The sequence below is a fragment of the Treponema sp. OMZ 838 genome (genome assembly GCF_000775995.1).
Lineage (GTDB): Bacteria > Spirochaetota > Spirochaetia > Treponematales > Treponemataceae > Treponema.
Window position 1 is genome coordinate 513,314 of sequence record NZ_CP009227.1, and the last position, 14,196, is coordinate 527,509.

The 14,196-nt window shown below is 46.3% G+C and carries 10 protein-coding genes; 8 read left to right on the top strand and 2 right to left on the bottom strand.

All coding sequences use genetic code 11. The features are described from left to right. From QI63_RS02280 to QI63_RS02300, 5 genes are all read left to right on the top strand, one after another. Nucleotides 1-615 (top strand): hypothetical protein, encoded by a 615-nt coding sequence (locus tag QI63_RS02280; protein WP_044013523.1) that lies wholly within the window; start codon nt 1-3, stop codon nt 613-615. 289 nt (nt 616-904) lie between these two features. Then, on the top strand, nt 905-1,930 hold the full coding sequence (locus QI63_RS02285) for a M23 family metallopeptidase (RefSeq protein WP_044013525.1): 1,026 nt from the start codon (nt 905-907) through the stop codon (nt 1,928-1,930). A gap of 2 nt (nt 1,931-1,932) precedes the next feature. Further along, nucleotides 1,933-2,358 (top strand): bactofilin family protein, encoded by a 426-nt coding sequence (locus QI63_RS02290; protein ID WP_044013527.1) that lies wholly within the window; start codon nt 1,933-1,935, stop codon nt 2,356-2,358. A gap of 125 nt (nt 2,359-2,483) precedes the next feature. After that, nucleotides 2,484-2,894, top strand: a complete 411-nt coding sequence (locus tag QI63_RS02295; protein WP_235619754.1) for a YaaR family protein — start codon at nt 2,484-2,486, stop codon at nt 2,892-2,894. Between the two features lie 12 nt (nt 2,895-2,906). Continuing rightward, nucleotides 2,907-3,836, top strand: a complete 930-nt coding sequence (locus tag QI63_RS02300) for a PSP1 domain-containing protein (RefSeq protein ID WP_052185452.1) — start codon at nt 2,907-2,909, stop codon at nt 3,834-3,836. A gap of 207 nt (nt 3,837-4,043) precedes the next feature. On the opposite strand, the gene QI63_RS02305 is transcribed toward QI63_RS02300, so the two are convergent. After that, nucleotides 4,044-9,827 carry a leucine-rich repeat protein gene (locus QI63_RS02305; RefSeq protein WP_044013529.1) on the bottom strand — a complete coding sequence of 1,928 codons (5,784 nt, stop codon included), beginning with the start codon at nt 9,825-9,827 and terminating at the stop codon, nt 4,044-4,046. Between the two features lie 103 nt (nt 9,828-9,930). Continuing rightward, nucleotides 9,931-10,380: a metal-dependent transcriptional regulator gene (locus QI63_RS02310; protein WP_044013531.1), complete on the bottom strand. Its 450-nt coding sequence runs from the start codon at nt 10,378-10,380 to the stop codon at nt 9,931-9,933. A gap of 294 nt (nt 10,381-10,674) precedes the next feature. Here QI63_RS02310 and QI63_RS02315 point away from each other — a divergent pair, with 294 nt between their 5' ends. The 3 genes from QI63_RS02315 (at nt 10,675) to QI63_RS02325 (ending at nt 13,935) form a co-directional block, all read left to right on the top strand. Continuing rightward, nucleotides 10,675-12,150, top strand: a complete 1,476-nt coding sequence (locus QI63_RS02315; RefSeq protein ID WP_044013533.1) for a type I 3-dehydroquinate dehydratase — start codon at nt 10,675-10,677, stop codon at nt 12,148-12,150. Continuing rightward, entirely contained in the window at nt 12,143-12,874 is a 732-nt protein-coding gene (gene rpiA / locus QI63_RS02320) for a ribose-5-phosphate isomerase RpiA (RefSeq protein ID WP_044013536.1), read from the top strand. Before QI63_RS02315 ends, rpiA begins: the two co-directional genes overlap by 8 nt. A 344-nt stretch (nt 12,875-13,218) precedes the next feature. Continuing rightward, nucleotides 13,219-13,935, top strand: a complete 717-nt coding sequence (locus QI63_RS02325; protein WP_044013538.1) for a 5'-methylthioadenosine/adenosylhomocysteine nucleosidase — start codon at nt 13,219-13,221, stop codon at nt 13,933-13,935. The last annotated feature ends 261 nt before the right edge of the window (nt 13,936-14,196 follow it).

The following is a 14,196-nucleotide window of genomic DNA, read 5'->3' on the forward strand; positions in this document are numbered from 1 at the left end:
ATGAAAAGGCGTTTTTGCTTATCCGCAGTGTTACTTTTTTTCTCGTTCGCGCAAACGGCGCTGCTGCCTGCGTACTTTGTAACGTATAAAGAGCAGTATTATAAGCTCTACCATATCCATTATCAGCAGTATCCCGATGATACGCTTGAGAACATTTATTGGCTGGAAAAGGCAATTAATGCGGATTTTTGTAATCCCCTGTATGCATTGGGAAAGATCAACGATAAAACGGATTGGGAAAAATACCGGTACCTGTTTATGATGCACTTAAACCTGAAAATGGTAGAACAGCACCTCAGGCTCGGTATGAAATATGATAAACAGGTCGCATATTTTTATAATGCGCCGTGGAAAGAGCAAAACATCGAAAGCTTAAAAATGGCCGAAGATTGTTATAATACCGCCTTGTTTTATTGGAAAGAAGCAACACTCTGGGCGGAAAAAGCAAATGTGCGGAAGTTTCAGTTTCTTTTCTTAACCGACCTACAGTATTGGGAGGATGAACGGGAGCGAATCGCACAAAAAAAACTTAACTATGAACGCACGATAACACGGGAATTGGAACGGCTCGCCAAAGTCCGCGCCGAATTTATCCAAATGGAAGAAACATACTGATAATTCAATTTTGAATTATCAGTATGTGCGAAATTTTTTATTAAAATTTCGCACAGTTTATTGTGAAAGAAGGGAAAACGTAGCAGGCCAATGGGATAAATATCGCAGAATAATGGAGATTGGGCAACCATTTGAACCGCGAAGAGGTTCAACTCTGGTTGAACGGTCTCCATTATTCTGCGGGCTGTAAAAATTAGTCTGCTACGTTTTCCCTGAATGCGAATGCTGGACAGGTAGCCTGTTAATTGGTATACTTTTTCAATAGTTTTATATAAAGAGGGGCAAAAAAGTGTCTCGAACACGAGGATATAAGAAAACTGAAAACAATATTGTACGATACATCTCAAAAAAGATAAGGAAAGCAGCTGAAGCGGTTTTGCATTTTTTTCAGCGTATCATTGCCGGCGGTCGGAAAAAACTGACCATTATGATCGTACCCCATTCGCAGAAAAAAGTATTAAACTTTCAAACCAGTATTTTTAGCTTACTTTTTACACTGATTATCGCGATCGGCTTTTTCTCTTCATTCTTTTGGTTTGCACACAAAACAGCGGCATCGGTACAAGATCTTTCCGCTACCAAAGAGGAAGCCCGTAAAGCACAGGCAAGCCTGGATGTATTACGGGATGAAACAAATGAGCTTTTAAAAACGGCACGGAATTTTCAAACAGCGCTTACCACAACGTTTTCTTCACTCGGTTTAAAGACCGCTGCACCGGCAGGACAAACGGCAAACGGCGACTTATCCTTTCTATTTAATATGCATGAAGTTGCGGAAGGCTCTCTAAAAGAAGCTGCGGAGTTGCAGCAACTGACTTCATATCTTAACGATGCCGTTTTACCGGTACAGGAAATGGGAAAACTCCTTAATATGCAGACGACTCTCTTTTCCGATATTCCGAGTCTCTGGCCGATTAAAGGCGGCATCGGGCATATTTCGATGGCGTTCGGTCAAAACCGGCATCCTTTTACCGGTCAGTGGTATATTCATAAAGGTATCGACCTTTCAACTTATCGTTCGGGAGACCCGATCGTGGCGACTGCCGACGGACAGGTTGTTACCGTAGAGTTCGACCCCGGCTGGGGAAATTATATCATTATTAAGCATAAACACGGTTTCTACACCCGCTATGCACATATGCAGTCTTACCGCGTTACCAGAGGCGAGTATGTACAGCAGGGACAAACCATCGGATATATCGGAACAACCGGTATTTCGACCGGGCCGCACTTACATTATGAAGTACATATCGGTTCCGATGTTGTAGACCCGATTAAATATCTTAATATAAAAGCTTCCAATACAAAGCAATAGCTATGGCAAAAAAAAACTTTATCGATGACATTTCGGTCAATACCATTATAGGACCGGGAGCACTGATATCGGGAAACGTAACGGTTTCCGGATTTTTACGGATAGACGGTGATATCGATGGTAATGTGCAAACCCAAGGACGTGTCATTATCGGAGAAGACGCCCGGATACGGGGAAATATTAGGGCAGCTTCGGTTAGCGTCGGAGGAATTGTACAAGGCGATATTATTGCGCCGGATTATGTTGTCATTCTTTCATCGGGTATGGTTATCGGATCGGTTCTAACAAAAAAGTTGCGGGTTGATGATGATGTCATTCTACACGGATTCTGCTCTGCTACCGGCGATCAAACCGGTTTTGAGGAAGCGGAAAAGAAATATTCAAACCGGCAAGCACTCCACTCCTCCACTTTTTCTTACTCAAAATAGAGGAGAAAAATGGGAAATCAAATAGAAAGTTCAAATTATGCAGTGGGAGTAACCGTTCAACCGTCCTTACACCCCCCAACGGCACAATCCGAAAAAGACAAAAAAAACCGAATAAATTTAAAGAGATGCTGAGAAGCGTCTTACCCCAAACTCAGCCGGGAAATGAAGCCGATATAATCGAGCAGCTGAGCAAATTACCGCCGGAAGAAGCGGTCGCTCTATTGCAAGATGAAGTACGGTCTGCAGGGGATACATTACGGACACGCCAAAATCCTGAAACGATTTTGCAGTACAAGCAGGCTGTTAAAAACTTTATCAGCTATGTCGCGCGTGAAGCATATACGGTTACAACACGGACTCATTTACGGCGTGATAAGACCAATCATTTAAGACCGCGTTCTTTTACCCAAATTGTTATTATCAATGAAAAGCTTGACAAATTTGCAGGCGAGTTACTCTGCGACCAAAAAAGTCAACTTTTTATTCTTGAACGGTTAGAGGAAATATACGGCCTAATTATAGATTTGATTACATAATAGGAGTCAGAAATGGATATTGAATTTGTAGAAACATATACCGAATACGAAGAAATAGATGATTTAAGCGCTTTGGAAGATAATGATGAACCACAAGCGGAAGAACCTATACAAGAAGGTGCTTTCCCTCAACCGCTCTATCAGTTAAAGCTCGAATATTCACAAGAGACTTTTTATGCAACAACGACGGAATTAAATCTGCAAAGCGGAGATTATGTCATTAGTCCCACACGTTACGGAGACGACATGGCTCGTGTAATGGGTTTGGTACAGCATCCGATCAGAGTAGCAATTAAGGATATCGTTACCGTCAGTCGGAAAGCAACGGAGGAAGACTTTCGCCGTGCGGAAGAAAATATCGAAAAAGAGAAAACGGCAAGCGCTCTTTTTAAAGAAAAGGTTATCGCCCACAAGCTGGATATGAAGCTGATTGACTGTCACTACTTACTCGAAGATCCTAAAGTTATCTTCTTTTTTACGGCAGACACCCGTATTGACTTTCGTAAGCTGGTTAAAGACTTAGTTGCCATTCTGCGTCTCCGTATTGAGCTTCGGCAAATCGGTGTCCGCGATGAATCGAGAATAGCAGGCGGTATCGGTTGCTGCGGCCGGCCGTTTTGCTGCCATGCCGTAACCGACAAGCTGAGACCGGTATCTATCAAGATGGCAAAGGAACAAAACCTGTCGTTAAATTCGCTCAAAATTTCGGGGCAATGCGGACGTCTGCTCTGTTGCCTGTCGTATGAGTATGATTGGTATGTGGAAACTCGCAAAAAACTACCCTCAATCGGTACCAGCCTCTACTACGATAATACGCTCTTCCGCATCAGCGAAATAAATCTGATTACCGGTATTATTGCGCTTGCGGGAGAAGACGGACGGGTTATTTCCATGCCTGCCCAGCGTTTTTCTCAGCAGCACGGAAAATGGAAAATTAATTAGCAAAGAGCTTCTACTTCCGCCTGTTCCGAAGCAGTACTGTTGATAATTATTTTTGTAAGAGACACCTTTTTAGTTGATGATGTTAATAGGGAATTTCACCGCCAAGGCGTAGGGGACGCTGTTGGGCAGTTGTACATCCCTGTACAACTGCCCAACCTTCGGTTGCGTTAATTACCGATTATTCCCCATCGCTTTTTCCCCGTTTAATTAAGGTATTGCAGAAAACTTATTCGCCGTTGTTCCCATAGAGTTCGCAGCATTCTGATAGTTTGTAAGCTCAGTCGAAGGCACCTTTATCCCCCCGTTCGGCAAGGCGTCGCAGCCGATAAAAGCGCCGTTAAAATTGCCGGGGGCATAAGAGCAATTCATTTTTATGCTTTGTAATTTTTTACAGTTTTGAAAACAACTTGTCATATCATAAACCCCTGCAGGAATATTGAGAGCTGTAGTTAAACTTCTACAGAAACGAAAACATTCCTTCATACCCGTAACGCTTGCAGGAATATCGGGAACTGTAGTTAAATTTTCACAGCGGTAAAAACAAGCTCGCATATCCGTAACGCCGGAAGGAAAGTTTTCCAAAGAAACAAGGTTTGTACACTTAACAAAACAACAGCCCATATCGGTAAGACCTGAAATACTGTTAGGCAGTTTAAGCGCAACTTTTTTAGAGGAGTTATTGTTTAGCAGAGCTCCGAGTGGTCCTGGATTCGGGGGGGACCCGTATGTACCCTTTAAGGCCGCTGCGGACATACCGGTTACTTCGATATAATTTACTTCGTTTTCCGAAGCATTGGCAAGGAAGGCTGCCAACTTACCGTATGGTACTTCCGTATATCTGCCCTGTTTGAGACAGCCGTTTCCGTCGACCGTCCACGGCTGTGCGGGAGAGGTTTGCGGCGTTACGGCAAACTTATATGTCTCGTTCGCAAGGGTTACGCCCGTGCCGGCTGTAAGCACTTGTGTGGTCGTATTGTAGGCGGCAGGCGTGATGCGTGCAGCGATTCCGCCTTCGGGGCTGAGGGTGTCTGCAACGGTTATCTTTGCATCGGAGTTTAAATACACGTCGTTGGATCTCTTCATGCCCGAGGGTACTTCTGAGGACGGTGTGATAACGGCGCTGTCTTTCATTGTAAATGTTGCGGTCGAGCCGGCTGCATACACGCCGCCGCCATAAAAGGACGGGGATCCGCTAATATCAGAATCGGAACTTTCCGCAGTACAGCCGGTAATGCTGCTGCCGCTCATATTAAACGTTGAGTTCTCCATGTACACGCCGCCGCCTCGAGACTCTGGGGTGCCTGCATTGTCGTTAATTACCGCTTTACAGCCGGTAATGCTGCCGCCTGTCATATTAAATGTTGCTCCGTTTTTTACGCATACACCGCCGCCGGATGGAGAACCGCTAAGTCCCCCCGATGCTGCTTTACAGCCGGTAATGCTGCCGCCTTGCATTATAAAGTTTGCCGTGCCGGTGCTGCCATGCGCCACTTCAACGCACACACCGCCGCCGTCGACAAAGTAGGCAGAGCTTACCTTACAACCGGAAATGGTTCCGCCTTCCATTGTAAATGAAGCGGTGCCTCCGTCACGGGCACTGATATAAACTCCTCCGCCGGAGACACTTGCTTCGCTGCCTGAAATTTCGGCTCCGGTTTTCATTGTGAGCGTGCCGTTTTCAAGGTAGATACTGCCGCCGTAAGAGGAAGCAAGCTCCGTTGTTTTATTGTTTTTAAGCGAACCGTTTAACGTGCAGTTTCCGCCTTCCATGTATACGCCGCCGCCGTTCTTTGCTTTGTTGCCCTCAAGGGTGCAGCCGTTTAGGGCGACGGTTGAACCTTTTATAAATACTGCACCGCCGAAGCCGTTGTCGCTGTCGGTACCGGTCGCTTTGTTTGCGTCAGCTCCCGTGCCGCCGATGGTACCCCCGCTGATGGTTACGTTGGACGAGGTGCTGCCGTCCTTTTCTGCACAGATTGCGCCGCCGGACTTTGCCTCGTTGCCCTTGAGGGTGCAGCCGTTTATATTGACGGTGGCACCCTTTGCGTAGATGGCACCGCCTGTGCCTGCTTCTCCCGTACCGTCAGCTATTCCGCCGGTAAGCGTCAGGTTTTGGATGGTGAGCGTTTTACCGCTTTCTACCTTAAAGATGCGGTGCTTCGGTTTGCCGCCGGTGTTTTTGTTTGCATCCAGTATGCCTATAGAAGTCTCGCTTTCTCCTTTTATTGTGAGGTTTTTGTTGATGGTGATGTCGCCCCAGTTGCCGGTAACGGTTGAGGTATTGGCTGTCGCTTGCACGGTTCCCCTTATGAAGATAGTTTCGCCTGCTGCCGCATTGTCAACGGCATCTTTCAGCGCCTTCCATGCCGAATTCGGGTATTTTGTGCCGTCTACAATGCCCATCAGCTTACCGGCGGCATCTACTTCCCAATACAGTATCTTACCGTCGCTCAATGTTTGCGGCGTTACCGTAAACTTGGTGTAATTTTGCGGTGTACCGTCTGTTATATCGCCGTCAAGCACCTGCGTGGTCGGCAGGTATTTGTCGTTCGGCACCGTAATGCGCGCTACGGGGGGTGTGCCGGTCAAAGCCCCGTTAAGTTTTATCTTTGCAGTGGCGGTTGTATCTGCGGCCAAATAAACGTCGTTTTTATGAGCTTCTGCAGAAGGGGTAACGGTTGCAGAACCTTCCATCTCAAATGTTCCCTTGGCTACATACACGCCGCCGCCTTCGGCCGTTGCCGTATTGGAAGTAAAATCGGTGTTTTTCATAACCAGATTCGACCAGTTTACATAAACACCTCCCCCGTTTTGCGCTTTATTTTCGGTTACACTGCTGTTTTCCAGTATGAGTTTTCCACAAACATTGCCACTACTCGAAGTGCGAAGTAATATACCGCCGCCGATAGTTGTAGATTCGTTTTTGGTAACAGTACAGTTTTTTAAAGTAATTGCATTGTTTGGGCCGTATGTTGCAAACACCATACCTGCTCCGCCTGCTGCACTGGTGCTGGTCAGTTTGTTTTTATGTAGAGTAACACGCGTTAAAACAACGGAATCGGCGGTTGTTGTTGCATTATGGTTTCCATACAAACAAAGCCCTGCTGCAGAAGATCCTGCGTCATTGTTTTTGATCATGACATCGGTTATCTTCACATTCATAAGGCAGTCCGATCCTTGAATAGACACTCCTCCGCCAAGCCCATAAGTAGTATCTAAGGCTTTACAGCTCGCAACCTCCGTATTTGCTATTACCAGTTTACGCTCATCGGTAGAAGTTGTACCAAACATGTTGCAATAAATGCCTCCGCCGCTATATTTTGCTTCACAGTTCGTAATAAGTACATTGCGTATTTCAAGCTCACCTTTCGAATAAATAGCGCCGCCTTTTCCGTTGGGATTAGAAGAGCCGCCGGGATCTGTTTCGTTATTTTTGCCGTTTTTCAGCGTCAGGTTTTCCAGCGTGAGCGTTTTGCCGTTTGCAACATTAAAGATGCGGTGTTTCGCTGTGGGGGCATTGGGATCGGTCGTAGTACTGTTTGCGTTCAGAATGTCCGAACCCGCTCCGGTTTTGCCCTTTATCGTAAGGTTTTTGTCGATGACGATTTCGCCCCAATTGGCATCTACACCTGCGGTGCCTTCGTTCGTCGCTTTAATTTCGCCGTTGATGGTGATGGTGCTGCCTTCGGGGAGTACTTGCACGGCTTCTTTGAGTTTTTGCCATGCACCGGAACCGCTGTTTATGGTTGTGGGTATTGCCTGCAACGTTCCGTCGCTCTTTATTTTCCATAGGTTCGTTGCAAATACAGGCTGTGTTACGCTGAACTTGGTGTAGTTTGGCGGTGTACCGGACCCTATACTGCCGCCGCCAAGCACCTCATCCCCGTCGTTGTAGTGTTCGGGCGTAATGCGGGCAACAATAGGCTCAGGACTCTGCAAAGCGTCGTCCAGCTTGATTTTGGCGCCGTCTGCAAGATACACATCGTTTTTGCCCGGCGTGTTTATGTCGCTTCCCGTTGACGGGGTAATGACTGTCTTACCGTACAGCCAAAGCGAGCATCCGGTTTCGACGCAAACCGCCCCGCCTTTTCCGTCGGCGGCATAGCCGCCTGTAAGCTTTATATTACTCAGCGTAAGCTCCGTGTCGCTGTCACTTATTTTAAGGATGCGCCCAAGACTGCCTGCGTTGACGGTGCGGACGGTGCCGAATGGCGAACCTGACAGCATCAGATCTTTGCCGCCCGTTACCGCTATTTCGGTATCGGCGGAGGAAGCGTTCAGGTCGCCGCCGATTTTAATATCTATGTTGCTGCTGTAATCATACTGCCCCGGTCCCGTACCCTTCTCGGGAGCGTTTTTTACAACGTTTTTAAGCTCGCTATAGGTGTTTAGGGTGGCAATCCCCTTAATATGTACGGTAGTGTGCGGCCCTGCTATTCCGCCCCTTACAGCCCATACTTCAAGTGTGTGTTCTGTACCGCCGGTTACCGTTATTTCCGCCGGCGCCGATGGCGACTGTTCGCTGCCGCTGTCCAGCTTATACTTTACCGCAGTTCCTGCGGACGCACTCAGTTCAAGCTTGAAGTTTGATGAGGGGGCGGTGTAAATAAGCAGCGCTTTTGAGGAGTTGTTATACTGTCCCTCATCGGGTATGATGTCTTCCGTAACATAGGCTTTAGTGCCTGCACTGATGCAGTGCAAATTATTATCACCGGAGCTAAAATCCTGCTTCAGTTTAAGGACGGGAATTTCCTGCCGTACCAGTTTTATAAAAAAGTCTTTTGTGTCGCTGTCGTCGTAGCCGCTTAACTGCGCTTTCAGACTGATTTTGTAGAGCACTTCGGTTCCGCTTGCGGCGAGTGCCGGCAAGTTTATGGTAACGGGTGTTGTGCCGCTTACCGTTCCGCCGCTTATCGGTATCCAAGCGCCGCCGCTTTGCTTATAGACGGTTCCCGTTATGGCGGTTCCGGTGAATGCAGCTTTTGCCGTCAATGTTTTGCCCTTTATGCCGGGGATTCCTTTTGGATTGCTGTCCGATGTTCCCGTTATTTCGGTCGAACCGTCAAACAATTGCACATTAGCAAGCTTATTTTTTTGGGTGCTTGCCCGTATCACTTCGGAACTTAAGCCTTGTTCGTCTTTTATGCACACCTCGTATGCTTTTTCAGGGCCGCCGACTTTTACATCGGTCTTTAAGCGGAGAAGCCCGTTCCCTGTAGGAAGTTCGGGATCGGTCGGTTTAAGTTTTTGTACCGCATCTGCCGCTAAAAGGTTTCCGTCCGGTGTAAAATCAGAACCTGTTACGTTCAAAGTAATAGGAGGACGTGATACGCCGCCTGCCGTAATGTTCATTGTGTTGATGTCTTTATGGACACTCTGACTGTCTATCATTTTATCCATGTCTTTTACGCGGAATATAAGCACATAAAAATGATTGCCGTCCGAATCAGCCGTTGCCGTTTTTCCGATTCCGGCGTACTCCAACGTAGGGGCGGTGTCAACTTTTAAATTTAAGCTAAACTTGCTACGGAATACTCTGGGATCATCAGTGATGAAGGTAATTTCAGGACTAATGTTACCGTTACCCCACTCGTGCGCTTTCAAAAAGGTCGATTTGTATTTAAGTTCCAGTTTATCGTTTGCGGTTTGTGTTAAAGTGTAGTCCGTATTATAATTCGGCGGCGATGAAAGACCGGGAAATGTGATAACCTTTCCTGCATAGGAAGAAGAGGAGTCAGGCATAACGAGCTGAAAGTTTTTCGGATTACGCAGGTTAATCGTAACCGTTACATCGCTTGTTGATGGTATACACAGAACACCGTCTTTATTTGTTGGGTACGGCTTTTGAAGCTGATCAATGCTATAGCCTGTTGCAGAAACCTCCGCCGCCCAATAACTCAAATATGTATCTATATTCGAGGTAAACTGCTCACAAGAGGTACATAAAAAAGTGAAAAAAATTCCAGTTAAAAGGGTAAAAACTTTGCGCATACGTTCCTCCGTTTTGAGGATGAGGGATTGTTAAAACTGATAATAACCATTAACGAGATTATCTTTAGGGAAATAGCACAAAGTTCTAATATATCTCTCTCCTCTATTTAATAAGACGGTCGTAAGAGTTTTGAACCCTTTGGGTTTTAGAGACCTTATCTTCCGGAGTCGGAGCCTTATCCAACTTATTCAGATACGCATAGAGCTTATCTGCCGTATCCTGACTGATTGCATGTTCCATTTCGCACGCTTCATGATCAGCGATTTCTGCGTCCACACCCAATATATCGGTTAAGAACTTATACAGTGTGTTATGCCGTTCGCGAACGTTTTTTGCAACGGCACAGCCCTTTTCGGTGAGACGCACCAACCCATAAGGCTCATGTTCAACAAAACCCGCCTCTTTTAACAGACCAAGGCGTTTATTTACACTTGCTCTCGAAACCATCAATAAATTAGCGATATCAATTGAACGGACAGCTTCGGTACCGTGTGATAAATCATAAATAACTTCCAAATAATCTTCTTGCGAAGCAGAAACTCTTGCTATCATACGCTCATTATATACCCCTTTCACCTCGTTTGCAAGTTTTAATTTTCCCGATACCGACTTTCAGTAGCGGCACGGATGAAAAGATGCTCTCCGTAAGCCTTTTGAAATAGACGCAGTAGATGCACCGTATATCTTTGAACCAACGCTTTTGAAAATAGTGATACCGGATACAAGGCGCGAACAAAAATAAAGCGGAGGCGTACTTGTTGTACGTCGAGCATTTATTTTTGTGCAGCAACGCCGTAGACGGTATGCATATTTTCAAAAGAAATCGCTTTGTGCTATACTGTTAACATGGTACCTAAAATATGTCTCGTATTGACGGAAAATACTATCGACAAAAATATTCAGTTAATTGAACGGTACCGTTCATGGATCGACATCGTTGAACTACGGGCAGACTTTCTTGACCCGCAGGAGTTGCTGTATATCCGCAGGTTTCCGAAGCTTGCCCGTATACCGGCTATTTTAACCATCCGCAGGTTTTTGGATGGCGGAGCATTCAAAGGCGGAGAAGGATCCCGTATTACCCTGTTTGCACGCGGGCTCTCCTTTGCGGATACCGAACCGCTGAATAATTTTGCATTTCTCGACCTGGAATCCGATGTGCAGGCATCGAGTTTGGAAGAAGCGGCACAAGCTTTTAATATCGGCATCATACGCAGCGTCCACAGCATCAAAGCACCGATCAAGGATATTGCCGCTAAAATACGGGATATTCGGCGGACGGATGAAGAGATTGTAAAAATTGCATATAAGGCCGATAACCTTGCGGATGTAACGGCGCTTTTCAAACATGCCCCGCAGTTTAACGGACAGAATATACTGATTGCGATGGGCAAATACGGTATCCCATCCCGTATTTTAGCGTCGAAGCTGCATTCTTCAATTGTATATACTATGCCGCGGGAATATATTGCACAGCATCATTTGGAACGGGAATTCATCGATCCTATTACGCTCAACGAGCTATATCACTTCCGCACAATAAACAGCGCAACGAGCATATACGGGGTTGTCGGTACAGATACGACAAGGAGCCTCAGCCCGGCTATTCACAATAAAGGCTTTGAACGAAAAGGAATCAACGCCGTCTATATCCCGATTTCCGCTGTAGACAGCAAGGAAGTTATTGCATTTGCCGATTACACCGGAATAGCAGGACTCTCGGTTACCCATCCATTTAAATTCGATATTATTCCTTTTTTGGATTCGATCGGGCCTGCTTCAACGGCATGCGGCGCAGTGAATACGGTACTATTTGACGGCGGTAAACGGCGGGGCTTTAATACCGATATCGATGGGTTTTCGCGGGCTTTGCAAGCATTTTTACACGTTCGGAGTCTTAGGTTTAAACATATCGCGATTATCGGTACCGGCGGAGCGGCTCATGCAGTTGCCAATGCCGTACATCTGCTGCATGGAAAAGCCTGTATCTTCGGCCGTTCTGCAGAAAAGGCGAAACAGCTGGCAGGGCGGTATAACTTCCGGTGGGCGGTGTCGGACTTGGCTTCCGTCCGTACACTTAAAAAATATTCCGACGTTATCATACAAGCAACCTCCGTCGGTATGCATGAAAATGAAGATCCGCTTGAATTTTACAGTTTCTCAGGCTCCGAAAAGGTATTTGACGTTATCTATACTCCCGAAAAAACCGCACTTTTAAAACGAGCCGAAGCTGCCGGCTGTGATATTTGCAACGGATACGATATGCTTCGGTATCAAGCTTATAAACAATTTGAACTATTTACAGGAGGTTCCTATGAGTAATACTATCAGTGTTGAAGATCAGAAGGTATTGGTAGCCCATACCGCTATCGATAAATTGGTTTCCGAAGGGCTCATCCATTCCGGTATGAAGATCGGTCTTGGAACCGGCTCTACCGCAATGCCTGCCGTAAAGCGTTTGGCCGAATATATTGCAAAAGGGAAGCTAAAAAATATCGCCGCCGTTCCCACCAGTTTTCAGACATCGATAGCGTGTGAAGAATTCAACATTCCGATTTTTTCCCTCAGTTCGGGACGAATCAACGGTTCGCTGGACTTAACAATTGACGGTGCAGATGAAATCGATTCCAAAAAAAATCTTATCAAAGGCGGCGGAGCGGCATTGCTGCGTGAAAAAATTATCGCGTATAACAGCGAACTGTTCGTTGTTATCGGCGATGAAACAAAGAGCGTCAAAACATTGGGCGTCAATTTTCCGCTCCCCATTGAGATTGTACCGGAAGCACGGCTCAGCATTATGAAAAAACTTGAATCTTACGGAGTCTCAATGATTATCCGCGATGGAATCCGGAAAAAAGGGCCGGTTATCACCGACAACGGAAACTTCATCATGGATATAAAATGGCCGGCCAATACAAAAATCAATCCTGCTAAATTGGAAAGTGAACTGAATGCCATACCGGGCATTATCGAAAACGGATTTTTTACCCAAAAACCTCCGCGCGTCTTTTTAAGCCGCTCAAACGGAACCGTCGAAGAATTCTAACGAGTGAGAGGATAAAAATCAGAGCAACCGTCCCGAAAGTTAAGCGGTTGCTTTCCTTTTGCACAAAATTTTGAAAAAATTTTGTGCAGGTTATATTATGAAGAAGGGGAAGCGCATCAGACCGATAGATAAAAATCGCGGAATAATGAGGCTGTGAGACCATTTGAACCTTCTTCAACTGTTGTACATCCGTGTACAACAGTTGAAGGCGAGTTTTGTGCATGCACAAAACATCGCTGCTGTAGGGAACCACTGCCATCCTTGGCAACTCTGGTTGAACAGCCTCATTATTCCGCGGGGATATTCGTAAAAATGTCTGATGCGCTTCCCCAGAAGGAAGAGAGATGAGAATAGGGATTTTTGCGGCGGAACAGCAAGAGATAGAAAATATCCAGCACAGTCTGCAAGGACGGAAAATCGAAAGAGCCAGACTCGCGTTTTATGAAGCGGGCTATGGTAAGCATACGGTTATCAGCGTATGCGGCGGCATCGGTAAAGTGAATGCAGCAATTTGTACGCAAGTGTTGATTTCGGAATTTCACGCGGAAGTGATTATCAACACCGGTACTGCCGGAGGCTTAAACGATTCGCTGCATGTATTCGATTTGGTGGTCTCGATCGATGCAGTACAGCATGATGTGGATGTGTCGGTTTTCGGCTATGCAAAAGGACAGATCGCCGGAACCCCCTCTCCGTTTTGGAAGGCTGACGACGGTCTGCGCGCCGCTTTCATGAAAACCTTTACACAGCTGAAAAATGACCATACGGAAGATTTTGCAAATACCAACAGCATGATTGCCGGACGCATCGCTTCGGGAGACCATTTTATTGTAAACCCCGCGGTAAAGCAAGAAATTATCTCGACGTTTCATGCCGACTGTGTCGAAATGGAAGGCGCTGCGGTTGCTCAAACCTGCGTAATGAACGCTGTCCCCTTTGTGATATTGCGCTGTATTTCCGACAATGCGGGGGAGCCTGCCGCAATCTCATATCAGCAATTTTCAAAAGAGGCCTCACGTATTTCGGCGATGTTGGTGTTGCATACGATTGCCCTCCTATAACTTTTGAAAATATACGGCACATCTACTGCGTCACTCGTTCAGCGAAGCACATCCATGTACTTCGCTGAACACAAGTTTGACCGGTGTCAAACTTGCTTCTGCTTAATACGAGCGGCATCCATGCCGCCGCTCAACGTATCAAAACTGCCAAGGAGGGCAGTGGTTTCAAGCAGAAGCAAGTTTGCTCTTGCAAACTTGTAGCCCAAAAATGAACAGGGATGTTCATTTTTGGGCGTGCCTGCGGTACTTTTTTACCGTATT

Coding starts and splice junctions, on each gene's coding strand:
- QI63_RS02280 (WP_044013523.1), top strand. CDS start 1: ATGAAAAGGCGTTTTTGCTTATCCGCAGTGTTACTTTTTTTCTCGTTC.
- QI63_RS02290 (WP_044013527.1), top strand. CDS start 1,933: ATGGCAAAAAAAAACTTTATCGATGACATTTCGGTCAATACCATTATA.
- QI63_RS02295 (WP_235619754.1), top strand. CDS start 2,484: ATGCTGAGAAGCGTCTTACCCCAAACTCAGCCGGGAAATGAAGCCGAT.
- QI63_RS02300 (WP_052185452.1), top strand. CDS start 2,907: ATGGATATTGAATTTGTAGAAACATATACCGAATACGAAGAAATAGAT.
- QI63_RS02305 (WP_044013529.1), bottom strand. CDS start 9,827: ATGCGCAAAGTTTTTACCCTTTTAACTGGAATTTTTTTCACTTTTTTA.
- QI63_RS02310 (WP_044013531.1), bottom strand. CDS start 10,380: ATGATAGCAAGAGTTTCTGCTTCGCAAGAAGATTATTTGGAAGTTATT.
- QI63_RS02315 (WP_044013533.1), top strand. CDS start 10,675: ATGGTACCTAAAATATGTCTCGTATTGACGGAAAATACTATCGACAAA.
- rpiA (WP_044013536.1), top strand. CDS start 12,143: ATGAGTAATACTATCAGTGTTGAAGATCAGAAGGTATTGGTAGCCCAT.
- QI63_RS02325 (WP_044013538.1), top strand. CDS start 13,219: ATGAGAATAGGGATTTTTGCGGCGGAACAGCAAGAGATAGAAAATATC.